The organism is Amycolatopsis sp. NBC_00348, assembly GCF_036114655.1.
Taxonomy (GTDB): Bacteria; Actinomycetota; Actinomycetes; order Mycobacteriales; family Pseudonocardiaceae; genus Amycolatopsis.
Genome location: NZ_CP107994.1, coordinates 8,244,504 through 8,268,742 on the forward strand (window position 1 = coordinate 8,244,504; position 24,239 = coordinate 8,268,742).

Below are 24,239 nucleotides of genomic sequence, written 5' to 3' on the forward strand. Positions count from 1 at the left end.
CGGGGCGAAGCCCCGGTGACAGCAGAGAAGGGGACGTCCACACGGGACGTCCCCTTCTCGGCAGAGAGACTCAGGCGAGGCGCTGGGCCAGCGCGTCGAGCTCGTCACGCAGCGACGTCGGCACGGTGCCGCCGATCTTGTCGAACCACTCCTCGATCAGCGGCAGCTCCGCGCGCCACTCCTCGGGCTTGACGTCGAGGGCGGCCTGGATGTCCTCGAGCGGCTCGGTGAGGCCCTCGGTGTCGAGGTCCTCGGCGCGGGGCACGAAGCCGATCGGCGTCTCGACCGCGTTGCCCTTGCCCTCGACGCGGTCGACGACCCACTTCAGGATGCGCGAGTTCTCACCGAACCCCGGCCACAGGAAGCGGCCGTCGTCGCCGCGGCGGAACCAGTTGACGTAGAAGATCTTCGGCAGCTTGTTCGCGTCGGCGTTCTTGCCCAGCGTCAGCCAGTGCTTGAAGTAGTCGGCGGCGTGGTAGCCGAGGAACGGCAGCATCGCCATCGGGTCGCGGCGCACGTTGCCGACCGCGCCGGCGGCCGCGGCCGTCGTCTCCGACGACATGGTGGCGCCCATGAAGACGCCGTGCTGCCAGTCGCGGGCCTCGTTGACCAGCGGCACCGTGGTCTTGCGGCGGCCGCCGAACAGGATGGCCGAGATCGGCACGCCCTTCGGGTCGTCCCACTCGTCGGCGAGGATCGGGCACTGCGACATCGGCGTGCAGTAGCGCGAGTTCGGGTGCGCGGCCTTCTCGCTCGACTCCGGCGTCCACTCCTGGCCCTTCCAGGAGGTGGCGTGCTCGGGCTGGTTCTCCATGCCCTCCCACCAGATGTCGCCGTCGTCGGTCAGGGCGACGTTCGTGAAGACCGTGTTGCCCTGCTCGATGGTGCGCATGGCGTTCGGGTTGGTGTGCCAGTCGGTGCCCGGCGCGACGCCGAAGAAGCCGAACTCCGGGTTGACCGCGTAGAGCCGGCCGTCTTCGCCGAAGCGCATCCAGGCGATGTCGTCACCGAGGGTCTCGGCGCGCCAGCCCGGGATGGTCGGCTGCAGCATCGCGAGGTTGGTCTTGCCGCAGGCGCTCGGGAACGCCGCCGCGACGTAGTGGACCTTGTCCTCGGGGGAGATCAGCTTGAGGATCAGCATGTGCTCGGCGAGCCAGCCCTCGTCGCGCGCCATCACCGAAGCGATGCGCAGCGAGTAGCACTTCTTGCCGAGCAGCGAGTTGCCGCCGTAACCCGAGCCGTAGCTCCAGATCGCGCGCTCCTCCGGGAAGTGCGAAATGTACTTCGTTTCGTTGCACGGCCAGGAAGAGTCCTTCTGACCGGGCTCGAGCGGCGCGCCGACGGAGTGCAGCGCGGGCACGAATTCGCGCTCGCTGCCGTCCGGCCCGACGAACTTGTCGAGGGCGGCGCGCCCGGCGCGGGTCATCACGCGCATCGAGGCGACAACGTAGGCGAAATCGGTGATTTCGATACCCAGCTTGGGATTCTCGTCGGCGAGCGGGCCCATGCAGAAGGGGATGACGTACATCGTGCGGCCGCGCATCGAGCCCCGGAAGAGCTCGGTCATGGTGGCCTTCATCTCGGCCGGGTCGGTCCAGTTGTTGGTGGGACCGGCGTCCTCGGGACGCTCCGAACAGATGAAGGTCCGGTCCTCGACGCGGGCGACGTCGTTGGGGTCGGAGGTGGCCCAGAAGGAGTTCGGCTTCGACTTGAGCTGCACGAACGTGCCGGCTTCGACGAGCTCCTGGTTGATCCGGGCGGCTTCTTCGTCAGACCCGTCGACCCACACCACGCGGTCCGGGGTGGTCAGTTCGGCGACCTCCCGGACGAAGGACAGCACGCCGGTGTGCGTCGTCGGCGCGGTGTCCAGTCCGGGGATGGCGACTGCGGTCATCTCTGCTCCTGACTTCCGACGACAAATGAGCCCGCTCGGAACGGCTGTGTTCCGGAGCGGGCTGCGTTGCCGGCGACCGAATGGCTTCGCACACCGGCTGGCGAAGCCGGTGTGCGTTTTTTGGGATTCCCCGAGAGTAGCCGCATGACCGGCAGGTAACCGAGAGCTGACGTGTACGTTCTCTCACAAGAACGATAAGGGAATCGATTCAGACGTCACCGGATCGGTGCATTCGCAGTAAATCTTGCGGTGGGCGGCCTCACACCCGTGACCTGCTTGTTTTCATTTGCGACATGAAAAAAGCCCGGCGCGCGTGCGCCGGGCTTTCAAACTGTGACCTGGGTAACGTTTCAGTTGGGCGAGATCCACTGCCCGGTGCCGGAGTCGATGTGCGCGACGCCCTCGAGCGTCTGCGTGCCGGCGCCGCCCCACTCGGCGTCACCCGCGGGGTCGCCGATCTGCTGGTCGCTGCCCGAATCCAGCAGTCCACTCGAGACCTCGGTCCACTGGCCGGGGCCGCTGTGCTCGAACGTCGTGGACGTGCCGTCCGCGTCGACCTGCACCGCGATGTCCGCTTCGCCGTCGCCGTCCTTGTCGGTGAAGGCGATGGTGCCGCCGCTCTTCGTTTCGACGACGGCGGTGTCGTTGTGTCCGTCGTGGTCGGTGTCGATGGTCGCCGCCCCCGCGTCGACCTCACCGTCCGGCATGTCCGCGTGGATGTGGCCGCCGGAGCTGTCCTCGTGGCCGGTGCCGGAGTCGGAGTCGTCGTGGCCCCCGCTTTCCGACTGGATCCACTCGCCGCTGGCCTCGTCGTAGACGGCCTGCTCGACGACGTGTCCCGTCTCGTCGAGGACGGCGTACTGGTCGGCCTGGCCGTCGTGGTTCGTGTCGATGAAGGCCTGGGCCGTGCCGTCGTCGTGTTCGACGATCGCGGTGTCGTTGACGCCGTCGTCGTTCACGTCGTAGTTGACCTCGGCCTGGTACTCCTGGCCGTCGACGTGCACGGTCATCGCCTCGGCACCACTGGCGTCGGTGTCGCTGCCGCCACTCTCGTCGACCCACATGGGACTTCCCCCTTCGAACCGGGTAACGCCGTTCTCCGACCTGCTGTCTGAGGGTATGACTCACCGTAGGCCGGTTCGGTTCCCCACCACAACCGGACGCGCGCTCAGGCCGGCTTGTCCCGCAATGCCCGGATCCGGGTCAGGAACGCTTCGGCCCGGTCACGGCCGTCGCTGACTTCTTTCAGCCGCTTCGAGACGATCGTGATCTTCTTCGCCCGTTCCTGGGCGCCCATCTTGATCGTCTTGTCGACTTCCTTCAGCTCGGCCTCGATCGCGTCGATGCGCCGGCCGAGGGCCTCGTCCAGGGCCATCGACAGCTGCTGCTCGGCCTCGATGAGCTGCTCGGCGACGAGCTGGTCGAGCGTCGAGCGGGCGTCCGCGATGGCTTCTACGAGCCACTGCTTCATGTGCTGCTTGTCGGCCGCGTGCTTGCGCGTGCGGGCCATCCACCAGCCCGCGCCGAGGCCGATGATGATCGTCACCGGCAGCACCACCGGGTTGAGGATCGCGACGCCGGCCAGCGGCAGCGCGGCCACCTTGCCCGCACCGACGCCGCCCGAGATGCCCATGAAGACGAGCAGTTTGTCCTCGGCCGTCGGCGGTTTCTTGTCCGGCGGGCGCAGCACGACGGGCGGGCCGCCGGCGCGCGCGAACTGCGCGCGGATGACGTCCAGCTCCTCCGGCGAGAACAGCTCCGACAGCGAGACGTTCGTGACCTGGTTGAGCCGCTGGGAAAGCAGCATCGAGATCCGCTGCGACGTCGTCTGCAGCGCGATGTCGACCTGCTGCGGCAACGCGGTCAGCTCGTCGCGCTTCGCGGCGTCGATCAGCTGGCGGAAGTGGGTCTGCGCGTCCCGCATCTGGCGGCTGCTCTCGTGCAGCACCTCGACGCGGGTGCGCTGCACCTCGCCCCGCAGTTTCAGCTGCCAGCCGCGGGTCGACGTCCGGCGTTCGGCCTGCAGCTGGTCACGGCGTTCGCGCAGCTGCTCGGCCTCGGCCTCGCCCGCCGACAGCGCCCGGCTCTCGGCCTGCAGCTTCGCCTTGAGCACGGCGAGCGCGCTGGACAACGCGCGCAGCGTGTTGGCCTCGCCGAGCATCGCCGAGCGGCCGACCAGCAGCTCCTGCAACGCCGTCTGGACGCTCGCGATGCCGGACTTCTCCCGCAGCATCGCGGCCATCTGCTCGTTGGGCGCCTTCGCGGCCGTCTCGAACATCCGCGGCGACACCGCGTGGAACACGGCGTCGGCGAAGCGGGGCGCGTGCTCGGCCAGCAGCTGCCGGTCGGCCGCCAGCACCTCGCGCCAGCCGCGGAACATGTCCACCTTGGTCAGCGCGAACACCACGGTTTCGACGCGCTCGCCGACGTCGCGCAGGAACTGCAGCTCGGTCGAGGTGAACGGCGCCGACGCGTCGACGACGAACAGCAGCGCCGTCGCGCCCGCGGCGGCCTCCTTGGCCAGCTCGCCGTGCATCGAGTCGAGCCCGCCGACGCCGGGGGTGTCGACCAGCGAAAGGCGTTCGAGCAGCGGCACCGGGCCGGTGACCTCGACGTAGCGCGGCGGGATCTGGCCCGGCGGCAGCTCGTGCGCGGCCGACACCCAGTTGATCAGCTGGCCGAGGTCGATCGGCACCGGCGCCAGCTGGCCGGGGTAGCAGGCCTGCGCGCCCCAGGCCTCCGCGTGGTCGAACACGAGGTAGGTGGCGGTGGCGACGTCGGCGTCCACAGGGGACAGTCCCGGGCGCGCGAGCAGGGCGTTGACCAGGGAGCTCTTGCCGCGGTTCGTCTCGCCGACGACCACGACGGCCGGCTTCTTCGGCCGCGCCTTCCGGATGGCGTCGACCCACCTGGCGGCGTCGGGGTCGGCGTCGCGGACGACGGTCAGCAGCTGGTCACGGGCCGCCTGGACCTGCGCGGGCAGGCTCGGCGCGGTGGGTGCGCTCACGGGGTCTTCTTCGCGTAGACGATGACGATCGGGGCACGCAGCAGGCGGTCGTGGTCGGCGAAGCCGGTGACCTCGGTTTCCGCGACGACGCCGTCCAGCGACGGGTCTTCGGTCGGCAGCGCGCCGCCGGCTTCGTGCCGGGCCGGGTCGAACCGCTCGCCGTCGGGCCGCAGGGCCTGGACGCCGATCGCGGCCAGCCCCTCTTCGAGCCGTTCGACAACACCGCCGCTGCGGGCGCGATCCAGTGCGTACAAGCACATCTGGATCAAGGCCTGGCGATCGGCGAGTGCGTGCTCTAGGTCGATCGGGGAGGTGATGACCGGCTGCAAGGGGTGCACATCGGTGTCCGACGCCGGCTTCGCACCGTCGGTTCCCTTCTCCGCGTCGGCCTCTTCGATGATCTGCGCGATGCTCAGCGCCGGGATCTGGCCGGTGGGCGTCTCGTCGGCATCCACCACGCCGTCCTTCCGAAACCACGCCACCCGCACCACCCCGTCCGGCTCACCGCAGATTCCACCAGTTTGGAGCACTCAGACGCCATCCGGGGGCGAAACCGGGCGAAGGAACCGGATCAAGATCGTCCGGAGGACCGCGAGTTCGGCCGCGGTGTCGACGTCGGGGTCGAACGCCGCCCGCGTGATCAGCGCGTCGGCGAGGGCGGCGACCCAGCCCGCCGCGGCTTGCGGCGGGACGCCGGGGTCGATCAGCCCGGCGGCCACGGCCCGCTCGATCAAGACGGCGAGGCCGTCGGCCAGCGCGCGTTCGTTGCGCCGGATCAGCGCGGCGAACACGTCGTCGCGCGCGGCCTGCGCGGCGGCCTCGAGCACCAGCCGGGCGATGGCGGGGTGCGCGACCTCGGCCGCCAGCGCGAGCGCGACGTCGAGCAGCGCGGTCCACGGGTCGGCCGCCTCGGCCGCCGCGGCGAGCCGTTCGGCCGTGTCGCGCGCGTCCTCCTCGAAGATCGCGGTGAACACCGCGCGCTTGGTGGGGAAGTAGTGGAAGAGGCTGCCGGAGCTGATGCCCGCGGCGCGGCAGATGTCCGCGGTCGTCGTCCGCTCCAGGCCCTTCTCGGCGAAGCACCCGGCGGCGGCGTCGACGATCGCCCGGCGCTTGGCCGCGTGCTTCGCGGGGTCGACCGTCCTCATCGCTCGGCCGGCGGTTCGTCGAGCCAGGGGTAGCCGTGTTCGGCGAACGCCCTGGCCAGCTCGGGCCCGCCGAGGTCGGTCTTCTCGCGGGCGATCTCCCGGCCGTCGACGGTGTGCAGGACGAGCTCCTTGCCGTCGAGGTAGACGGCGTCCAGCTCGGCTTCGATGCGCCGTGTCTTCTCACCGCGGACCAGCGTGACGCGGGCCGGCGACACCGTGACGACCAGCCGGTCGTGCGCCCAGATCACCGCGAACGCGAACCCGAGCACCAGGCCGCCGGCGACGGCGGCGAGCGTCGCCCACGGCTGCGGCAGCTTCGTGAGCACCTTGAACACACCCTGGAACGGGAAGGCCGGCAGGCCGGTGACCCACGCGGCGATGGCCCACACCCCGACGCCCAGCGCGGCGCCCGCCAGCGGGCAGCCGACCCAGGACCCGGTGCGCAGCCACGACGGCTCGTCGACGGTCGTCTCCATGCCGTCCATTATCAGACCGCGCGCTCGGTTTATGAAAGCCGGGGGTCAGACCAGCTCGTTGATGACCTCGCGGAGCTTGGCCTCCAGCCCCGGGCCGTCCTCGGCGAACCGGGACGAGACCAGCAGCTGGTCGTCGGCCGTGCGCAGGCAGATCGAGCCGGCCACGGAGATCTCGATGACGTTCAGCCGGAACGGGTACGCGCGCCGCCCCTGCCGGACCTCGGCCTCCCGCACGAGCTGACCGAGCCGCTCGCCGGCGACGATCTGGCGCCGGTAGAAGCCGGGTGCCCACGGGGTCGTGCCCGACGGCTCGCCCGCCCCGCGCAGCGCCGGGCCGCGCGCGTTGGCGAAGTGCCGGGACGCGGCCGGGGCGAAGTACTCGATCGCCTGGCGCATCGCCGAATCGTGGGCGAGCGCGGGCCTGCCGTAGCGGTTGCGCGGGCTGCGCGGATCCGGGTCCACGCGGCCGCGCAGGAACGCGAGGAGGTCGTTCCACCAGTCCGCCCACTGCTCCTGGACGGCGGCGCGGTCGATCTCCGGCGGGACGTGCACCGGGACTTGCGGCTCCACCGGCGGCAGGACCTGTCCTTCGGAAACGGACAGCGCCAAGGCGTCACGGATGTACAGCGCGACGTCGATCTCCGTCTCGCTGCTCCAGCTCGCTCGCCAGGATGTCGTGTTCTCCAGCTGCACGTTTTCCACAGTACGCGGAAAAGCCACTGTTCCAGGAGAAGTCGGCAAGGTGAAACAAGCGTCAGGCTTGTGGCTCGCGCACCTGCTGCCAGATCAGGAAATATGCACGGTGCACCACGTGCGCAACGCGGCTCTGCGCGGGCGTCGCGCCGAACGACGCGAAGGACCGCCACCAGCCCGCGCGCTCCAGCGCGTGCGCGGCCAGCTCCGGCCGGGGCGCGCCCGGCTTGCCGAGCTGGGCGCCGATGTCGGCGTTGCTGCCCACCCGCAGCACCTCTTCGGAGAGGTCTTCGGGCATGTCGACGGCGCCGGAGGCGACCAGCGTCAGCGCTTCGAGCAGCCGCAGCTGGTGGGCCTCGGGCTTGGCGAGCAGCACCTCGATGGCGTCGTGCACGCGCTGGCGCTCGGCCGGGTCGCCGGAGGCGTGCGCGAGCGCGGTGACCGACGCGAGCGCCGCGGCCGCCTTGATCCCGTCGGCGCGGGCGGCGAACACGACCGACAGCCGCTGCCGCACGGCTTCCAGGCCGGACGCGTCCAGCAGGGACCGCCGGAGCGCGCCCGCCGTGATCTCCGGTTCCTTGCGGATGACGTCGACGGCGTGCGAGACGCCGAACAGGTCGAGCTTCTCCAGCAGGCGAAGCCGGGTGCCGGCCGGGACGTCGCACTCCCAGCTGGTGAAGATGTCGGCCGAGATCAGCATGGTCTGCAGGACGTCGTCGTCGAGGTCGGCCAGCGCCCGCAGCGCCTCGGCGTCGGCGGAGGTGAAGCCGCCCGACTCGGCGGACTCCGCGATCAGCCCGATCACCGGCAGCACGTCGGCGACGCGCGGCTTGAGCGTCGAAGCCTGCTTCTCCGAGAGGATCGTCGCGGCCTTCCAGATGTCGCCGTCGGAGCCCTCGACCGACTCGGGCGCGATGGTGTCGGCCTTGTTCAGGACGGCGATGGCGTTGACCGGGCCGGCCTCGCGGCTCGCGGTGGCCGCGGTGAACGCGGCGAGCGCCTGCTGGTCGTCGGCGCGGACGCCCTGGGTGACGACGTAGAGGACGGCCTCGGCGCCGGCGACGGCGTTGCGCGAGGTGTCGTCGAGGTCGTCGGAGCCCTCTTCGTCGTCTTTGCGGTGCTTCGCGGCGCCGAGGAGCAGCTCGGTGCGCGACACCGACGCGGCGTCGAGCGAGCCGAGGCCGGGGGTGTCGATCACCGTCATGCCCTGCAGGACGGCGTTGGTCAGGTAGGCCTCGATGTGCGAGACCTTGGTGATGTCGACGCCCAGCTCGGCCGGGATCATCCCGTCCGAGGCGAACGGGAGCACCTGCTTGCGGCCGTCGGTGAAGACGATCTCGACGCGGTCCACCGTGCCGTACTGGAAGCGGGTCACCAGCCGGGTGCACTCGCCGATGTCGGTCGGCGCGACCCGGCGCCCGATCAGCGCGTTGACCAGCGTCGACTTGCCCGACTTGATCCGCCCGGCGACGGCCACCTGCAGCGGCGCGCCGAGCCGGCGCAGCACCTCGGCGAACCCGGCCGACGTCCGCGCGGACACCTGCGACTGCAGGCGGTGGCACAGGTTGGCCACGGACATCGACAGCGGACCGGCGAGCCGGCCCTGCTCCGGTGACGTCACGGCCCCCAGCCCTCCCGTCGTACGGACAACCCCGGGAATCGTCCCACGAGCCTCATCCCTGGGTCGCACCGAAGGTGGTACCGGCGACCGACGCGGGATCCGCGGGCCGGGACCTAGTGTTGCCTGGTGCGACGGCTGAGTCTCTGGATGCGTGCCCACCCCATGGCGGGCGACTCGGTGCTGGCCGTCCTGCTCGGGCTGTTCGACCTGATGCTCTTCGCCGCCGACGGCTTCGCCGAGGTGCCCGAACTGCCGCCCTGGTACGTCGGGATCCCGGTGATCATCGCGATGGTGACGCCGCTGGTGTTCCGGCGGAAGTCGCCGCTGTGGTCGGCGTACGTCGTGCTCGTGATCAGCATCGTGCACGCGGCGCTGATGCTCGGCATCGGCAGCGCGGCCGGGCTGGCGATGAGCATCTACTCCGTCGTCGTCTACGCCGGACGGCGCCAGGGCGTGGTGTTCGTCGGCGCGGTCGTGGTCGCGTCGGCCGTCCAGCTGCTGATCGAGCAGTCCGGGGACATCCTCATCGCGGTGCTGTTCCTGGCGTTCGGCATCGCGCTGTGCTGGACGCTCGGCGAGTTCGTCGGGGCGCGCCGCGCCTACGACGTGGAAGTGGAGGCGAGGTTGCACCTGCTCGAAACCGAACGCGACCAGGCCACCCGGATCGCGGTGGCCGAGGAACGCGGCCGCATCGCGCGCGAGCTGCACGACGTCGTCGCGCACGCGGTCAGCGTGATGGTGGTGCAGGCCGACGGCGCCTCGTACGCGATCCGCAGCAACCCCGAGCTCGCCCAGCGAGCCCTCCAGACGATTTCCGAGACCGGCCGCGGCGCGCTCGGCGAGCTGCGCGCGCTGCTCGACGTCCTGCGCAACGACCGTGCCGAAGGCGAGCCGCGGGTCCCGCAGCCGGACGCGCACGCCATCGCCGACCTGGCCGAGCGGATGCGCGCGGCGGGTGTGCCGGTGACGCTGGAGACCGACGAGCTCGGCGACCTGCCCGCCGGGGTGTCGCTCGCGGCGTACCGGATCGTGCAGGAGTCGCTGACCAACACGCTCAAGCACGCCGGACGCGGCGCGACCGCGTCCGTGCGGCTGCACCGGACCGGCGACCTGGTCGAGGTCCTGGTGTCGGACGACGGCGCCGGCCGCCTCCCGCAGCTGATCCCCGCGGGCCGCGCCACGCCCCGGCTGGCCGTGCCGGGCGGCAACGGGCTGATCGGCATGCGCGAACGCGCCCACGTCTACGGCGGGACGCTCGAAGTCGGCCCGGCACCGGGTGGTGGGTGGCAGGTCCGCGCGGCGCTGCCGGTTAGGTTGGCGCAGTGATCCGTGTGGTGGTCGTCGACGACCAGGAACTGATGCGTGTCGGGTTCCGGATGGTGCTGGGCGCGCAGGAGGACATCGACGTCGTCGGCGAGGCCGGCGACGGCGCCCAGGCCATCCGGCTGGCCGAACAGCTGCGCCCCGACGTCGTCCTGATGGACGTCCGGATGCCGGTGCTCGACGGGGTGGAGGCGACGAAGAAGATCGTCGCCGACGGCACCGCGCGGGTGCTCGTGATGACGACGTTCGACCTCGACGAGTACGTCTACGCGGCGCTGCAGGGCGGGGCGAGCGGGTTCCTGCTGAAGGACACCCAGCCCGACCACCTGGTCTCGGCGTTGCGGGCGGTGGCTTCGGGCGACGCCGTCGTCTCACCGTCGGTGACGCGCCGGCTGCTGGACCGCTTCGTCGGCGCCGGCGGCACGCCGATGCGCGACACGGCCGAGCTGGACGTGCTCACCGACCGCGAGCGCGAGGTGCTCGTGCTGATCGCCAAGGGCATGTCGAACCTGGAGATCGCCGAGGCGCTGTTCCTCTCGGAGGCGACGGTGAAGACGCACGTCGGCCGGATCCTCGCGAAGCTGGACCTGCGCGACCGGGTGCAGGCGGTGGTGCTGGCCTACGAAACCGGCCTCGCCCGCCCCGGCCTCGCCTAGCGGGATGCTGCACTTTCCCTATGAAAGATGCGTCCAGAGGCCCTGCGGACGCATCTTTCATAGGGAAAGTGACGCTCGGACGGTTGCGACCACTCGCTTCGGATCGCCGTACAGGTCTGCCTTGGTGACGATCACGAAGCGCCAGCCCTCGGCCTCGATCGCGGCGCGGCGTTGCGCGTCGAGGCGCGGCTGGATGCCGTCGAGATGCCACTCACCGTCGTATTCGACGGCCAGCTTCTGCGCAGGGAATGCCAGGTCAAGACGGCCATGGAAGTCACCTGCTCCTGTTATGACGTCGACTTGGACCTCGGGCTTGAGCCCGGCGACGGTGAGCCACACTCGCAGCTCGGACTCGGGAACGCTCTCTGAACGCGCGTCCACCAGGGCGACCGCTTTCCTGGCTCGCACCATTCCGTTGTCACGGCGCGGCACGAGATAAAGGCGCAGCTCGGCCAGGTTCACCAGCCCGCTGCTGAGGAAGGCATCAAGGTAGCCGACAGTCCGGGGAAGCGAACGATGAAGCTTGGTGTTCGTGGCGACGTCCAACGCCAGCCGCAGTGGCGTAGCGAGCTGGATGTCACCCCACGGCTCACTGTCGATCACCCGGCTGGTTCGCCGGATGTGCAGTCCGGCCTGCCGATTGAACTTCAGGTTCTCGGGCACGACGAATTCGACCAGATCTTGGGGACCGGCCAGTTCAAGGCCCCAGACGGCCGCCGCCGAGCACCCGGTCAGGACGGCGCCACTCGGTGCAAGCAGTGCAGCGGCCCGGCATCGCATCGAGTGCGTGACTTCAGTCGTCGAGGCGACGTAGACGTTCCGGAACAACCGAGTGAACGACGGGGACCGCAAGTCGCACAACGTCAACACGTCTTCGGCCACGGCATGGCTCCCGACGAAGGGCTCGACGAAGTCGACCAGGTCACTGCTGCGAAGGCGGGACACCCATCAAACCTGCGTCACATCACCGACAACCAAGCCCCCAAAAGATCAACTACGGCCTACTTGTCCACACCCCCCGAAATCCCTCCACAACCCCGCATCTTTCCTAGGGAAAGTGACGCTTTAGCCCTCGGGATGCGCGCCTTTCCCCGGGAAAGTGGCGAGTTTGGGCTAGCGGTAGTCGTCCGGGGGTGTGGTTGCCGGGTCCTTGCCCGTGTTGCGGACTTCGGTGAGCCAGCGGCCGAAGTCCGGGCGGTCGCCGTCGATGTCCGTGTAGCCGTACTCCTTCATCAGGGTCCAGGACGCCAGCGTTTGGCCGGCGAAGCGGGCGACGTCGGTGTCTTGGGCCAGGGCCGCCACGCCGCGGGCCAGCAGGTAGGGGGTCTCGGAGATCTTGAAGTCGACCGGGGCGAGCTTGCCCACCGCGTCGCGCCAAGTGGCCTCGGTGACCTCGAAGATGTCCAGCATCGATTCCGAGCGCAGGAAGCCCGGGGTGACGGCGAGGCCGACGCAGCCGTTCTTCTTCAGCTCGACGCCCAGTGCGCGGCCGAGCGCGCGGATGCCGCACTTGGCCAGGTAGTACGGCAGGCCCGCGCCGACGTAGTCGTCGTTGTCGCCGTCGGTCACCTCCAGCACGAGCCCGCGGCGGGCGACGACCAGCGGCAGCAGCTTGTGCAGCGCGATGAGGTGCGTGTCGAGCGCGTTGTGCGTCAGGCTCAGCGCGTCCTCCAGCGGCGTCTCCCAGAAGGGCGCGTCGAAGTGGAAGTACATGTCGCCGCCCCAGACGTCGTCGACCAGGATGTCGACTCCGTCCACTTCGGACTCGATGCGCGCCTTCAGAGCGTCCACATCGGACACCGACGTGAAGTCGCAGCGCACCGGGACGGCTTTGCCGCCCGCCACCTCGACGAGTTCCGCCGTCTCCTCGATCGTTTCCGGGCGCTTCATCGGTGACGTCGTCTCGCGCGTCGACCGGCCGGTGACGTATACCGTCGCCCCCGCACGGCCGAGTTCCACCGCGATCGCGCGGCCGCAGCCCCGGGTCGCCCCCGTGACCACCGCGACCTTGCCCAGCAAACTCATGTCTTCTCCCGTCCCCGCCACGCGGTCAGCACCGCGTCGACGTCCTCGGCCAGCCGGTCGGCCAGCCGCCCCTGCGGCCGGATCGACCAGTCCAGCGACACCCCGTTGATCACCGCCAGCAGCGCCCGCGCGGCGCGGGGCACGCTCGGCGCGTGCGGCAGCTCGCCCGCCGCCGCGCGGACGAGGCGGCCCAGCTCCGCCTCCACCGCCGCGTAGTGCTCGCCCAGCAGCGCCCGCAGCACCGGGTCGCCGATGTCCACGCCGAGCTGGCCCAGGTGGTTGGCCGCCTCTTCGGCGTCGCCGAGCACCGCGTAGACCGTCACGGCCGCCGCGCGCAGTCCCACGATCGGGTCATCCCAGGAATCCGCGCACGCCCGCATCTGCTCGACCGCGCGGGTCGTCGCGCGCCGGCTCAGCGCCTGCAGCAAACCGGCCTTCGACCCGAAGCGCTGCCCGGCCGTGCCGACCGCGACCCCGGCCTCGGCGGCCACCTGGGCCAGGGTGAAGCCGGGTCCGCACCGGCCGATCACGGTCTCCGCCGCGGCCAGCAGCCGCTCGTCGGTGATGCTCCTCGGCCGGGCCACGGCGTTATTGAACCACAGTTCATTAATGGTGTCACCCGGGTCGGCATCAGGGTCGGGTCAGGGTCATCACCGATCGCGCATCGGCCGAAAAGCCAGGAAGGTACTACTCAGGTAGGGGGCCCGGTTCGGTCTACAGGGTGACGCGCGAACAGGTCCTCACCCGCGACGATAGGTACGTCGTAAGCGAGGGGCGAAGAGGAGCAAGCCATGATCGAGGCAACGGGCCTCACCAAACGGTACGGAAAGACGCTGGCGGTGAACAACCTGTCGTTCTCCGTGGCCGCGGGGCAGGTCACCGGCTTCCTCGGTCCCAACGGAGCGGGCAAGTCGACCACCATGCGCATGATCCTCGGCCTGGACAACCCCACCGGGGGCCAGGTCACCATCGGGGGAAAGAAGTACCACGACCTCAAGCAGCCGCTGCGGACCGTCGGAGCGCTGCTCGACGCGAAGTGGGTGCACCCCAACCGCTCGGCGCGCGCCCACCTGCAGTGGATGGCGAAGTCCAACAAGATCCCGGCCGCCCGCGTCGACGAGGTGCTCGACACCGTCGGCCTGAGCAACGTCGCGAGCAAGCGCGCCGGCGGGTTCTCGCTCGGCATGTCGCAGCGGCTCGGCATCGCGGCCGCCCTGCTGGGCGACCCCGAGGTGCTGCTGTTCGACGAGCCGGTGAACGGCCTCGACCCGGAGGGCATCCTCTGGATCCGGAAGTTCATGCACCGGCTGGCCGAGGAAGGCCGCACGGTCTTCGTGTCGAGCCACCTGCTCTCGGAGATGGCGCTGACCGCCAGCAACCTCGTGGTGATCGGCCGCGGGCAGCTGATCTCGCAGTCGTCGACCGAAGACTTCGTTTCCCGCGCCGCGGAGAACACGGTCAAGGTCCGCTCGCCGCAGCTGACCGAGCTGCGTGACCTCCTGCAGCGCGCGAGCGCCGGCGTCACCGGCGACGAGAAGGCGCTCGTCGTGTCCGGGATGGACAGCGACAAGATCGGTGAGATCGCCGCCGAGCACCGGATCGTGCTGCACGAGCTGAGCCCGCAGACCGGCTCGCTCGAGCAGGCCTTCATGCAGATCACCGGCGACTCCGTCGAGTACCACACCGGTCTCGAAGCCGAGGCGCACCAAGTGCTCGAGTCCGCCAAGTAACCGAAGACCTCAACGGGGAAACCAAGATCATGAACCTGCTCGCGGTCGAACGCATCAAGCTGTTCACCACCCGCTCGCCGTGGTGGTGCGCGCTCATCACCCTCGTCCTGTCCGTCGGTTTCGCCGCCATCCTGGCCGGCGCCACCGAGGCCGGCGACTCGCTGACCGTCTCGGCCACCCAGTTCGGTGGCTCGCAGTTCGGCATCGCCGTCGTCATGGTGCTCGCCGCCCTCGCGGTGACCACCGAATACCGCTTCAACACCATCCGCACCACGTTCCAGGCGGTGCCGCACCGCTCGCCGGCGCTGGTCGCCAAGGCCGTCGTCGTCGGGCTGATGGCGCTGATCCTCGGCGAGATCGCCGGGTTCGGCGCGTGGGGCCTCGCCAAGCTGATGCGCCCGAACGACAACCTCGCGCTGACCACCGGCCAGGACTGGGCGAACGTCGCCGGGCTCGGCCTCGTCTTCGCCTTCAGCGCGGTGCTCGCCGTCGCCATCGGCATCATGATCCGGCACAGCGCCGGCGCGATCGCGCTGCTGCTCATCTACGCGCTGGCCGTCGAGAGCCTGGTGCAGCTGATCCCGAAGATCGGCAACCACATCCACGAGTGGATGCCGTTCAACGTGGCCAACAAGTTCCTCGTCGGCTCGACGCCGGCCGGGAACGGCCCGGCACCGTCGGATTCGCCGCTGAGCCCGGGCTGGGCGCTGGCCTACTTCGCCGGGGTTTCGATCGTGTTCCTGCTCATCGCCCTCGGGGTGGCGAAGAAGCGGGACGCCTGAGGGGAAACAGGGGAAAACGGGAAATCCGGGTCGCGCTGTCGGGGGGCGACCCGGATTTTTCGTTTCTCGCTAGGCTCACCGCGACGGGACGGGTGGGCGGATGATCGAAGCGACGGCACTGACCAAGGCGTACGGCGACACGACCGCCGTCGACCAGCTGACCTTCACCGCGCGCTCCGGCCGCGTCACCGGGTTCCTGGGCCCGAACGGCGCCGGCAAGTCCACGACGATGCGGCTCATCGTCGGCCTCGACACCCCGGACGCCGGGACCGTGCTCATCGACGGCGTTCCGTACCCCGAGCTGAAGGACCCGCTGACGACGGTCGGCGCGATGCTGGACGCCGGCTGGCGCCACCCCGGCCGCGGCGGGCGTGACCACCTGCGCTGGCTGGCCGCGACCAACGGCATCCCCGACAAGCGCGTCGATCAGGTGCTGGCGCTGGTCGGGCTGACGAGCGTCGGGAAGACGCGGGCCGGCCGGTACTCGCTCGGCATGCTGCAGCGGCTGGGGATCGCCGCCGCGCTGCTCGGCGACCCGCGTGTGCTGCTGTTCGACGAGCCGGTCAACGGCCTCGACCCCGAGGGCATGGCCTGGATCCGGCAGTTGCTGCACTCGCTGGCCGCCGAGGGCCGGACCGTGTTCGTGTCGAGCCACCTGCTGCCGGAGATGGCGCAGACCGCCCAGGACCTGGTCGTCATCGGCCGGGGCCGGCTGATCTACCAGGGCACGATGGACGAGTTCGTCGCCCGCACGAGCCACCACGGCGTGCGCGTGCGCACCCCGCACGCCGACGAGCTGCGGGCCGCGCTCACCGGGCAGGTGGAGTTCACCGAAGCCGACGGCGCGTTCGTGGTGTCCGGAGTGGACAGTGACCGGATCGGGCAGCTCGCCTTCGACGCCGGCGCGACGCTGCACGAGCTGAGCCCGATCACCGGCTCGCTCGAGCAGGCCTACCTCGACCTCACCCGCGAGGCCGTCGAATTCTCCGCCACTCCGGAGGTCGCGAAGTGACGACGACGTCGAACCTGCTCCGCGCCGAGCGCATCAAGCTCTTCAGCACCCGGGCGCCGTGGTGGTGCCTGACCCTCGCGTTCGTCGCGCCGCTCGGCTTCACCGCGTTGTTCTTCGCGCTGGCCGGGCCGGAGATCCCGGCGACCGTCGGCAACACGCAGCTCGCGAGCGGCAACGGCCGGACCGTGCTGCTCGTGCTCGCCGTGCTCGCGACGGCGGCGGAGTTCGGCTGGGGCACGATGCGGCTGACCTTCCAGGCCGTCCCGCGCCGGGTGCCCGCGCTGCTGGCGAAGGTGACGATCATCGGCGCGGTGGGTGCCGTGCTCGGGCTGGTCGTCGGCTTCGGCGCCTGGGGCGTCGGGACGCTGGTGCAGCCGGACGCCGATCTCGCGCTGCACTCGGGTGCGGAGTGGCGCTCGGTGCTCGGCCAGAGCCTGGTCTTCCTGTTCACCGCGGTGGCCGGCGTCGGGGTCGCGCTGCTGCTGCGCAACGTCGCCTTCGCGCTGGCCGCGGTGCTCGTGTGGACGCAGCTGCTGGAGGGCCTGGTCGTCTTCATCCCGGGCGCGGGCAGGCACATCTACCAGTGGATGCCGTTCCACGCCGCGGACGAGTTCGTCGGCGCGGGTGGCTTCGCCGCCGGGCCGCTGCAGCTGTCGGCCGCGCCGCTGAGCCCGTGGGGCTACCTCGGTTACTTCGCGGCCATCAGCGTTGCCCTGTTCGTGGCCGGCGTGGTCGTCACGGCGAAGCGTGACGCCTGAGCGTGATCGCCGTCTCACTACTCCACAAAACTGTGTTAAGAGAAGATGAAAACGTTGTGGCTTCTCTCACAGGCGCCGGACATAATGCTATGACCAGGCAATATTCGTAAGTGAGTGAACCGGACCCGTCTGAGCTCCCCTGGAGGTGATCCTTGGCGGTGGACACCGGTCAAGAATTGGGCAGCACGATTCCCCGGGCCCGCGTCGAAGACGACGCACCGCGGCTCGAACCCATGTTGGATCTTGAATGGTCGCGGGCCATCGAACTCCCGCAGAACGCCATGGCGGCGGGCACGCCCGCGGAACTTCGCCGTGCTTGGGTGCATCGCGCGCCCGAGGACAGCGTGCTGGCGCTGTTCCGCGCGTCGGCCGGGATGGCCGGACCGATCCCCGCGCCGTGGTGGCTGCGCGCGGTCGCGGACGGCAAGCTCGATTCCCGGGAACAGGGTTTCCGCGTCGAGGACCGCATCGCGCAACTGCTCGGCAGGCGGCCGGGCTGGGAATTCGTCCCCTGGGCCGCGGACGGCGAATCGGGCTACTGGGAGTTCATGCCGTCCGAACGCGGGAAATCGGGACACGCGATTCCCACGACGGTGATGAACACCGATCGGCACGGCGGCTGGATCGACGTCCTCCCGGCGCACACCGGGCCGACGCCGGACCCGATCCCGGTCGCCGGACTGGCCGGCCTGCGGTCCCGGCTCGGGGAGTTCGAAGCCGCTCGGTGACCACCGGTTAGCCTCGCTTGGTGGAAAACGAGGACAGTCGACGGCTGCGCAGCGTCGTCAGCTACGTCAAGCGCGGTGGCCGGATGACCGTCGGGCAGCAACGCGCGTGGGACGAGCTGTGGCCGGAAGTCGGCCGCACGGTGGGCGAGCTGCCCGCCGGGACGCTGGACTTCGGCGCGTGGTTCGGCCGCGAGGCGCCGGTGCTGATCGAGATCGGCTCCGGCATGGGCGAGACGACGTCGCAGCTGGCCGCCGCGGCGCCGGAGCTGAACTACGTCGCCGTCGAGGTCTACGACCCGGGCCTCGGCCAGCTGATGCTGCGCGCCGAAAAGCTGGGCGTCGAAAACCTCCGGCTGCTGCACGGTGACGCCGTCGTGCTGCTCACCGAGCACGTCGAGCCCGGGACGCTGCACGGCGTCCGGCTGTTCTTCCCGGACCCGTGGCCGAAGAAGAAGCACCACAAGCGGCGGATCGTGTCGCCGTCGTTCGCCGCGCTCGTGGCGTCGCGGCTCGCGCCCGGCGGGACGTTCCACATGGCGACCGACTGGGAGAACTACGCCGAGCAGATGCTCGAGGTCTGCTCCGCCGAGCCGGCGTTGAAGAACCGGTACGACGGCTGGGCGCCGCGCCCGGAGTGGCGGCCGGTGACCAAGTTCGAGCAGCGCGCCGACGTCGACGGCCGCGTCTCGCACGACCTCATCTTCGAGAAGCGCTAGAAACGCTGAAGGGGACCTCTCCCCGGATCCCCGCGGAGAAAGGTCCCCTTCAGCTCACTACCCCCGGTGCTCGCCCCTCCCCCGACAGAAGGGCGAACGTCCTATTCCTCGGCCAGCGGCTCGGCCTGGACCCGCTTGAGGGCGGGCGTGCAGACCGACGCGCCGAGCAGGGCCACACCGACCCCCAGCACCACCGGCGCCAGGAGCCACGGACTCAGCACGATCCCGCGTGGATCGACCATGCTGTAGAGCCCAACACCGACGAGTACCCCGACGATTCCCGCGCCGATGGTGGCGACCAGCGCGGGCAGCGCGGCCTCCATCCGCAACGCCCTCGACAGCACCCGCACCGGCGTGCCGGCGGCCATCAACGCGCCGAAGGTGCGACGGCGGTCCATCACCGAGCCGGCGGTCGCGACCGCGGCACTGCACCCGGCCAGGACACCGGCCGCGAGCAGCCCGATCACGGTCACCCGGCGCAGGTCGCCGAGCTCGGTCTGCTGGTTGAACAGGTACTGGTCGCGGCTGCCGATCTCCTCGCCGGCGGCCGGCGCGGCCAGCGCCGTGCGGACGATCTCGCGGTTGGCGTCGGTGGTCGGCGCGACCACGGTGACGTACTTCCGCGCCAGGCCGTCCGGCAGCGCGGCCGGGTCGATGATCGACGTGCCGGCCAGGTCGGAGTCCGGCAGGTGGACGGCTTCCGTCCGCGTGCCCGACTTGACGGCCACGGCCGTCCCGTCCCAGTCGTCGGCGATCTTGTACTGCGCCAGGTCGAGCGCCGAGTCGCCGAAGACGGCCGGACCGCCCGTGCAGTTCTCCGCGGTGAGCCCGAAGCGGGTCAGCTTGACCGCGTCCGCGCAGCTCATCACCAGCGCCCGGTTGCCGGTGCGGTGCGAGCCCTCGCCCTGGACCAGGTAGACCTGCCCGACCGCGACGGCTTTCTCGGACTGGCCGTACTTCTGCAGCGAGCCGTTGGCCTGCTCGACGATCTTGCTCGCGTGCTGACCGTCGGTGTCGACGTAGAGCACGGAGTCCTGGAAGGACCGGCCGCCGCCCGCCATCGACTCGAACGTCGGCAGCAGCGTCAGCGCCATCGACCCGGCGAACACCGCGAGCACGATCCCGGCGGACGCGCGGTAGGCGCTCTTCGGGTCATCACGCAGGCGACGGCCGGCGAGCAGCGACGACGGCCGCCGCCAGATCCGGACGAACGTGCCGCCCACCGCCGACGTCACCCACGGCCCGACGATCGCGGCCGAGCCGACCAGCAGGAACAGCCCCACCATGACCATCCCGATGCCGCCGGAGTCACCCGAGGTCGACACCGCGTAGAGGAAGAACAGCCCGGCCGCGGGCAGGGCGAGCAGCCGCCACCAGCGCAACGGCTTCTTCGTGTGCCCGCCGGTGGCGAACAGCGGGTTCTTCAGCACCCGCCGCAGGCCGAGGACGCCGGCCAGCACCACGAGCACCGGGATCGCCACGACGATGAACACCGTCAGGCCGACCGGCAGCGCGAAGTCGGCCGCCTGCCAGGTGCCGCCCGCCCAGGGCACGAACGACGCGAGGCCGCGCAACGCTGGGCTGAGCAGCAGGCCGAGCAGCGCACCGATGCCCGCGGACAACGTCGTCTCGGCGGCCACCATGTTCGTGACCTGCCCCGGCGTCGCGCCGGCCAGCCGGAGCGCGGCCAGCCGCCGCTCGCGCCGGGCCGCGGTCAGCCGCGCCGACGACGCGACCAGCACCAGGCTCGGCACCAGCAGCACGATGATGCCGACCCAGGACAGCAGCATCAGCAGGCCGTCCGGACGCGCTTCGCCCTTCGGGAACCCGGCGACATGCGAAGAGGCCTCCGGCATCTGGTCCGCCGTGTGCCCGGTGAGCGCGACGAGCTGTTCGGGGAACCGCAGGCTGTCGTCACCCAGCGCGCCGACGGGCTTGCCGAACCGGTCGCCGAGCTGCGCGGCGGAGTTGCTCTGCAGCAACCGGCCGAGCGCGGGCGACACGACGGTCTCGCCCGGCCCGGGCAGCTGCGGCACCCCCGGCGGCAGCTCGAGCCCGGCCGCGGTGGCGCCGGGCGCCAGCGCGACGTCGACGCGGATGATCTGCTTGCCGTCGAAGTAGTCCTTCGAGGCGGAGTACACCAGCTTCGCCGGGCCGTCGGAACCGCGGCTGTAGAAGTGGTCGCCTTGCCAGAGGGCGCGTTCCTCGCGCTGCACCGTGGCGAACGGCAGCGTCGCCAGCAGCAGCACCAGCCCGGTCGCGACGGCCACCCCGACCGCGGTGAGGATCGCCGACGTCCGGGTCCGCCGGTCGACCTTCAGCACCCGCAGGGCGATCTGCAGCGAGTTCATGCCGCGAGCCTCGTGGCGATCAGGCCGTCCCGGATGGCGACGGTCTTCGGCATCGACTCGGCCAGTTCGCGGTCGTGCGTCACGACGATCACCGCGGCACCCGTCTCGTGGGCGGCGCCGAGCAGGGCGTCCATCGTGTCGCGGCCGGTGCGCGTGTCGAGGGCGCCGGTCGGCTCGTCGGCGAAGATCACCTTCGGCCGGTGGGTGAGCGCGCGGGCGATGGCGACGCGCTGGGCCTCGCCGCCGGACAGCTCACCGGGACGGCGGCGCTCCTTGCCGGCCAAGCCGAGCCGCGAAAGCCACTGGCGCCCGGCCTCGATGGCCTCCTTGCGGCCGAGCCCGGCCAGCAGCGACGGCAGCGCGACGTTCTCCTCGGCCGACAGCTCGGCGACGAGCATCCCGGACTGGAAGACGAAACCGAACTCGGTGCGGCGCAGCTCGCTGCGCTTCTTCTCGCCGAGGTGGTCGATCCGCTGCCCCGCCAGGAAGATCTGCCCGTCGTCGGCCCGGAGGATGCCGGCCAGCACGTGCAGCAGCGACGTCTTGCCCGAGCCCGACGGCCCGACGATGGCGACGGCGTCCCGCGGCTGGATGTCGATGTCGATGCCGGCCAGGGCGTACTGCGCGCCGTAGCGCTTGACGAGCCCACGGCCGGACAACACCGGGCCATCGGTCCACTGTGGAGTGTTCGGGTCCACGAGGTTCTCCCTGTCGGTCGGATCTTGATGCCGCTGAGCTTCGCCGAGAGCAAGGGATGTCCACTTCGGGCAGACGGCCAGTCACGGGCCCGCCCGCATCGGCCGATCGGCCGAGGGAACGCGGGCCACTCGGCCAAGGTGCGGACGCCCGCGGATCCTCTAACGTCACGTTGTGACCGCCGCGCCTCCGCCGAACACCCTCTACACCCGCACCGCCGCCCTGGTGCGGCGCATCGGTGTGCCCGCGGCCGTGCTGTTCGCCGCGCTGCTCTTCGACCTCGTCTACACAACACAGGCCGCACTCGACGAACACGGCTCGCGCTTCGTCGACTTCGGGCTGCTGCCCGGCATGTTCGCGATGGTGGCCTGTGCCCTCTGGGCCCAGAAGCGGGCCGCCGTCGCCGGTGCGGCGGGTGCCGCCGTGCTGGTGTTCTCCACCCTCTTCATCCACGCGTTCCACATCCCGCCGTACTCGAGCGTGCTGCCGAAGGTGACGATCACCGAGATCGTGGCGGGGGAGCTGATGCTCTACTACGTGACTCGCCGGGCGCGGGCGGGCGTGGCGTTCTGCGTGGTCAGCGCCCTGGTCGTCGGGTGCCTGGTCGCGGTCTTCGGCCGCTACCGGGGCGTCGGCGACCTGGACGGCGGATCGCTCTACCAGGCCCTGCTGTTCGGCGTGCTGCTGCTCGCCGGCGCGGTGGTGCCCGCCATCGCGATCCGCGACCGCGGCCCGAAGGCCGATCCGCGCACGCGCAAGCTGCGCCGGGTCAACGAGCTGGCGATGGGGCAGTGGCCGCTGATCGGACTGCTCGGGTTCGCGCTCATCTTCGAGTTCGGCTACACGTACTCCAGCACCGCCCGCGGCTTCCCGATCCTGTTCTGCTCGCTCGTCGCGGCCGTCATCGCGGTGCTGTCGCCGCGGCGGCCCGCGGACGCGGTCCTCGCCATCGCCGGGGTTCTGCTGCTCTCCGCGGTCATCACGCCGTTGCTGCAGCTGCGCAGCTCCTACCCGATGCCCGGCGGAGTGCCGTTCGTGCAGGTCATCGCCGGGATGGGCGTGGTGGTCACCCTGACCCGCGCCCGGGGGCTGAGCGCCTCGTGGGCCCGGGTGGCCGTGCTGTCGGCCGTCGTCGCGCTCGCGGCGATCGTCAACTCGAACCAGCCCGCCGGCAACCTGCAGACCGACCCGCAAACGCTGTCGATCCTGGCCTTCGCCGCGGCGCTGATGCTGGGCATCTCGATCGCCGTCGGCCTGATGCTGCGGTCGCGGGACTCCGAGCGCACCACGGTCGTCCAGTCGGCGGTGTCCGAGGCGCAGACCGCCGAGCGGATGGCGCTGGCCCGCGAGCTGCACGACGTCGTCGCCCACCACGTCACCGGGATCGTGGTGCAGGCGCAGGCCGCGCGGATGATGGCCGAGAAGAACCCGCAGATCGCCGTCGAGGCGATGGGCCGGATCGAGAACGCCGGCGTCGAGGCGCTGGCGGCGATGCGGCGGCTGGTCCGCTCGATGCGCGGTGACGCGCCCGCCGGGTCGAGCGAGTTCAGCGAGCAGGCCACCACCGATCTCGGCGCCGACCTGCGGAAGCTGGTCGAAGGCGCCAACCACGGCGTGCCGACGTCGATGCACCTCGACCTGCCGCCGGACCTGCCGCACGAGGTCGGCCGCTCGGCGCTGCGGCTGGTGCAGGAGTCCCTGACGAACGTCGGCAAGCACGCCGCGGACGCAACCGACGCGTTCGTGCTCGCCGAGGCGAACGGCACGGAACTGCACCTGCGGGTGACGGACAACGGGCGCGAGCGCACGCACCGGCCCGCCGGCGGCTCGGGCGGCTACGGTCTGGTCGGCATGCGCGAACGCGTCGCGCTGCTGAAGGGCCGGCTCTCGGCCGGGCGCGGCCCGGACGGCGGCTGGCGCGTCGAGGCTTGGCTGCCACTGGCCGCCACGGAAGAAGCGGAAGGGGACGAGTGATCCGGGTACTGATCGCCGACGACCAGGAGATGGTGCGGATGGGGTTCCGCATGATCCTGGACTCCCACGACGACATCGAGGTCGTCGCCGACGTCGCGGACGGCGTCTCGGCGGTCTCGAAGGCCCGCGAACTGCGCCCGGACGTCTGCCTGCTCGACATCCGCATGCCCGGCCTCGACGGCCTCGAAGTCACCCGGCAGCTGGCCGGCCCGGACGTCACCGACCCGCTGAAGGTAGTGGTGGTCACCACCTTCGACCTCGACGAGTACGTGCACACGGCGTTGCGCAACGGCGCGTCCGGGTTTCTGCTGAAGGACGCCGGCCCGGCGCTGCTGATCGAGGCGGTCCGCGCGGCCGACCGCGGCGACGCGCTGGTGTCGCCGCAGATCACCGTCCGGCTGCTCAAGCACTTCGACGGCAGCGGCCCGGCGAAACCGCAGGTCAAGCCGCCTTCCGAGCCACTGACCGCGCGCGAGATGGACGTCGTGAAGGCGGCCGCGCGCGGGCTGACGAACACCGAGATCGGGTCGGAGCTCTACCTGTCGCTCTCGACGGTGAAGACGCACCTCGCGTCGGTGCAGGGCAAGATCGGCGCGCGGAACCGGGTGGAGATCGCGGCTTGGGCGTGGCGGAGCGGAGTCGTCTCGTAATT

23 protein-coding genes are annotated in these 24,239 nt (G+C 70.7%); 10 read left to right on the top strand and 13 right to left on the bottom strand.

The features are described 5' to 3' along the window. Positions 1-70: 70 nt before the first annotated feature. The 8 genes from OHS58_RS36610 to OHS58_RS36645 all read right to left on the bottom strand — a co-directional run bounded on the left by OHS58_RS36610 (position 71) and on the right by OHS58_RS36645 (position 8,794). Positions 71-1,894, bottom strand: a complete 1,824-nt coding sequence (locus tag OHS58_RS36610) for a phosphoenolpyruvate carboxykinase (GTP) (protein ID WP_328645473.1) — start codon at positions 1,892-1,894, stop codon at positions 71-73. A gap of 350 nt (positions 1,895-2,244) precedes the next feature. After that, on the bottom strand, positions 2,245-2,958 hold the full coding sequence (locus OHS58_RS36615; protein WP_328645474.1) for a hypothetical protein: 714 nt from the start codon (positions 2,956-2,958) through the stop codon (positions 2,245-2,247). Positions 2,959-3,062: 104 nt separating this feature from the next. Further along, entirely contained in the window at positions 3,063-4,901 is a 1,839-nt protein-coding gene (locus tag OHS58_RS36620) for a dynamin family protein (RefSeq protein WP_328645475.1), read from the bottom strand. Then, complete coding sequence (locus tag OHS58_RS36625; protein WP_442788314.1) at positions 4,898-5,239, bottom strand: nucleotide exchange factor GrpE; 342 nt, start codon at positions 5,237-5,239, stop codon at positions 4,898-4,900. The genes OHS58_RS36620 and OHS58_RS36625 overlap by 4 nt, the downstream gene beginning before the upstream one ends. A gap of 192 nt (positions 5,240-5,431) precedes the next feature. Next, positions 5,432-6,046: a TetR/AcrR family transcriptional regulator gene (locus OHS58_RS36630; protein ID WP_328645476.1), complete on the bottom strand. Its 615-nt coding sequence runs from the start codon at positions 6,044-6,046 to the stop codon at positions 5,432-5,434. Further along, positions 6,043-6,522 carry a YqeB family protein gene (locus tag OHS58_RS36635; RefSeq protein WP_326945346.1) on the bottom strand — a complete coding sequence of 160 codons (480 nt, stop codon included), beginning with the start codon at positions 6,520-6,522 and terminating at the stop codon, positions 6,043-6,045. The genes OHS58_RS36630 and OHS58_RS36635 overlap by 4 nt, the downstream gene beginning before the upstream one ends. Positions 6,523-6,567: 45 nt before the next feature. Next, positions 6,568-7,215, bottom strand: coding sequence for a hypothetical protein (locus OHS58_RS36640; protein WP_328645477.1), 648 nt, complete (start codon positions 7,213-7,215; stop codon positions 6,568-6,570). A gap of 61 nt (positions 7,216-7,276) precedes the next feature. After that, positions 7,277-8,794, bottom strand: coding sequence for a dynamin family protein (locus OHS58_RS36645; RefSeq protein ID WP_328649916.1), 1,518 nt, complete (start codon positions 8,792-8,794; stop codon positions 7,277-7,279). A 189-nt stretch (positions 8,795-8,983) separates the two neighbouring features. Here OHS58_RS36645 and OHS58_RS36650 point away from each other — a divergent pair, with 189 nt between their 5' ends. Continuing rightward, positions 8,984-10,162, top strand: a complete 1,179-nt coding sequence (locus OHS58_RS36650) for a sensor histidine kinase (protein WP_442788313.1) — start codon at positions 8,984-8,986, stop codon at positions 10,160-10,162. After that, complete coding sequence (locus OHS58_RS36655; RefSeq protein WP_247059510.1) at positions 10,159-10,815, top strand: response regulator; 657 nt, start codon at positions 10,159-10,161, stop codon at positions 10,813-10,815. Before OHS58_RS36650 ends, OHS58_RS36655 begins: the two co-directional genes overlap by 4 nt. A gap of 57 nt (positions 10,816-10,872) precedes the next feature. Here the strand turns inward: OHS58_RS36655 and OHS58_RS36660 are convergent, their stop codons facing one another. From OHS58_RS36660 to OHS58_RS36670, 3 genes are all read right to left on the bottom strand, one after another. Next, on the bottom strand, positions 10,873-11,697 hold the full coding sequence (locus OHS58_RS36660) for an endonuclease domain-containing protein (protein ID WP_328645478.1): 825 nt from the start codon (positions 11,695-11,697) through the stop codon (positions 10,873-10,875). Positions 11,698-11,928: 231 nt separating this feature from the next. Continuing rightward, positions 11,929-12,840: an SDR family NAD(P)-dependent oxidoreductase gene (locus OHS58_RS36665; RefSeq protein ID WP_328645479.1), complete on the bottom strand. Its 912-nt coding sequence runs from the start codon at positions 12,838-12,840 to the stop codon at positions 11,929-11,931. Then, on the bottom strand, positions 12,837-13,424 hold the full coding sequence (locus OHS58_RS36670; RefSeq protein WP_328645480.1) for a TetR/AcrR family transcriptional regulator: 588 nt from the start codon (positions 13,422-13,424) through the stop codon (positions 12,837-12,839). The genes OHS58_RS36665 and OHS58_RS36670 overlap by 4 nt, the downstream gene beginning before the upstream one ends. 207 nt (positions 13,425-13,631) lie before the next feature. Between OHS58_RS36670 and OHS58_RS36675 the strand changes: the two genes are divergently transcribed. The 6 genes from OHS58_RS36675 (at position 13,632) to trmB (ending at position 18,566) form a co-directional block, all read left to right on the top strand. Further along, positions 13,632-14,570 (top strand): ABC transporter ATP-binding protein, encoded by a 939-nt coding sequence (locus OHS58_RS36675; protein ID WP_328645481.1) that lies wholly within the window; start codon positions 13,632-13,634, stop codon positions 14,568-14,570. 29 nt (positions 14,571-14,599) lie between these two features. Further along, positions 14,600-15,352 (top strand): ABC transporter permease, encoded by a 753-nt coding sequence (locus OHS58_RS36680; RefSeq protein WP_328645482.1) that lies wholly within the window; start codon positions 14,600-14,602, stop codon positions 15,350-15,352. Positions 15,353-15,452: 100 nt separating this feature from the next. Next, positions 15,453-16,364, top strand: a complete 912-nt coding sequence (locus tag OHS58_RS36685; protein WP_328645483.1) for an ATP-binding cassette domain-containing protein — start codon at positions 15,453-15,455, stop codon at positions 16,362-16,364. Next, the gene (locus OHS58_RS36690; protein ID WP_328645484.1) at positions 16,361-17,122 is read left to right on the top strand and encodes a hypothetical protein; all 762 of its coding nucleotides are present in this window, start codon (positions 16,361-16,363) and stop codon (positions 17,120-17,122) included. Before OHS58_RS36685 ends, OHS58_RS36690 begins: the two co-directional genes overlap by 4 nt. 176 nt (positions 17,123-17,298) lie before the next feature. After that, a complete protein-coding gene (locus OHS58_RS36695) occupies positions 17,299-17,850 on the top strand; it encodes a hypothetical protein (RefSeq protein ID WP_247063827.1) in 552 nt (183 codons plus the stop codon). 44 nt (positions 17,851-17,894) lie between these two features. Then, entirely contained in the window at positions 17,895-18,566 is a 672-nt protein-coding gene (gene trmB / locus OHS58_RS36700; RefSeq protein WP_442875574.1) for a tRNA (guanosine(46)-N7)-methyltransferase TrmB, read from the top strand. 101 nt (positions 18,567-18,667) lie between these two features. Here the strand turns inward: trmB and OHS58_RS36705 are convergent, their stop codons facing one another. Beyond that, entirely contained in the window at positions 18,668-20,917 is a 2,250-nt protein-coding gene (locus tag OHS58_RS36705) for an FtsX-like permease family protein (protein WP_328645486.1), read from the bottom strand. Further along, on the bottom strand, positions 20,914-21,615 hold the full coding sequence (locus OHS58_RS36710) for an ABC transporter ATP-binding protein (protein WP_326945356.1): 702 nt from the start codon (positions 21,613-21,615) through the stop codon (positions 20,914-20,916). The genes OHS58_RS36705 and OHS58_RS36710 overlap by 4 nt, the downstream gene beginning before the upstream one ends. Before the next feature lie 172 nt (positions 21,616-21,787). Between OHS58_RS36710 and OHS58_RS36715 the strand changes: the two genes are divergently transcribed. Both OHS58_RS36715 and OHS58_RS36720 read left to right on the top strand, forming a co-directional pair. Continuing rightward, a complete protein-coding gene (locus OHS58_RS36715) occupies positions 21,788-23,587 on the top strand; it encodes a sensor histidine kinase (RefSeq protein ID WP_326945357.1) in 1,800 nt (599 codons plus the stop codon). Beyond that, positions 23,584-24,237: a response regulator transcription factor gene (locus OHS58_RS36720; RefSeq protein ID WP_326945358.1), complete on the top strand. Its 654-nt coding sequence runs from the start codon at positions 23,584-23,586 to the stop codon at positions 24,235-24,237. Before OHS58_RS36715 ends, OHS58_RS36720 begins: the two co-directional genes overlap by 4 nt. The last annotated feature ends 2 nt before the right edge of the window (positions 24,238-24,239 follow it).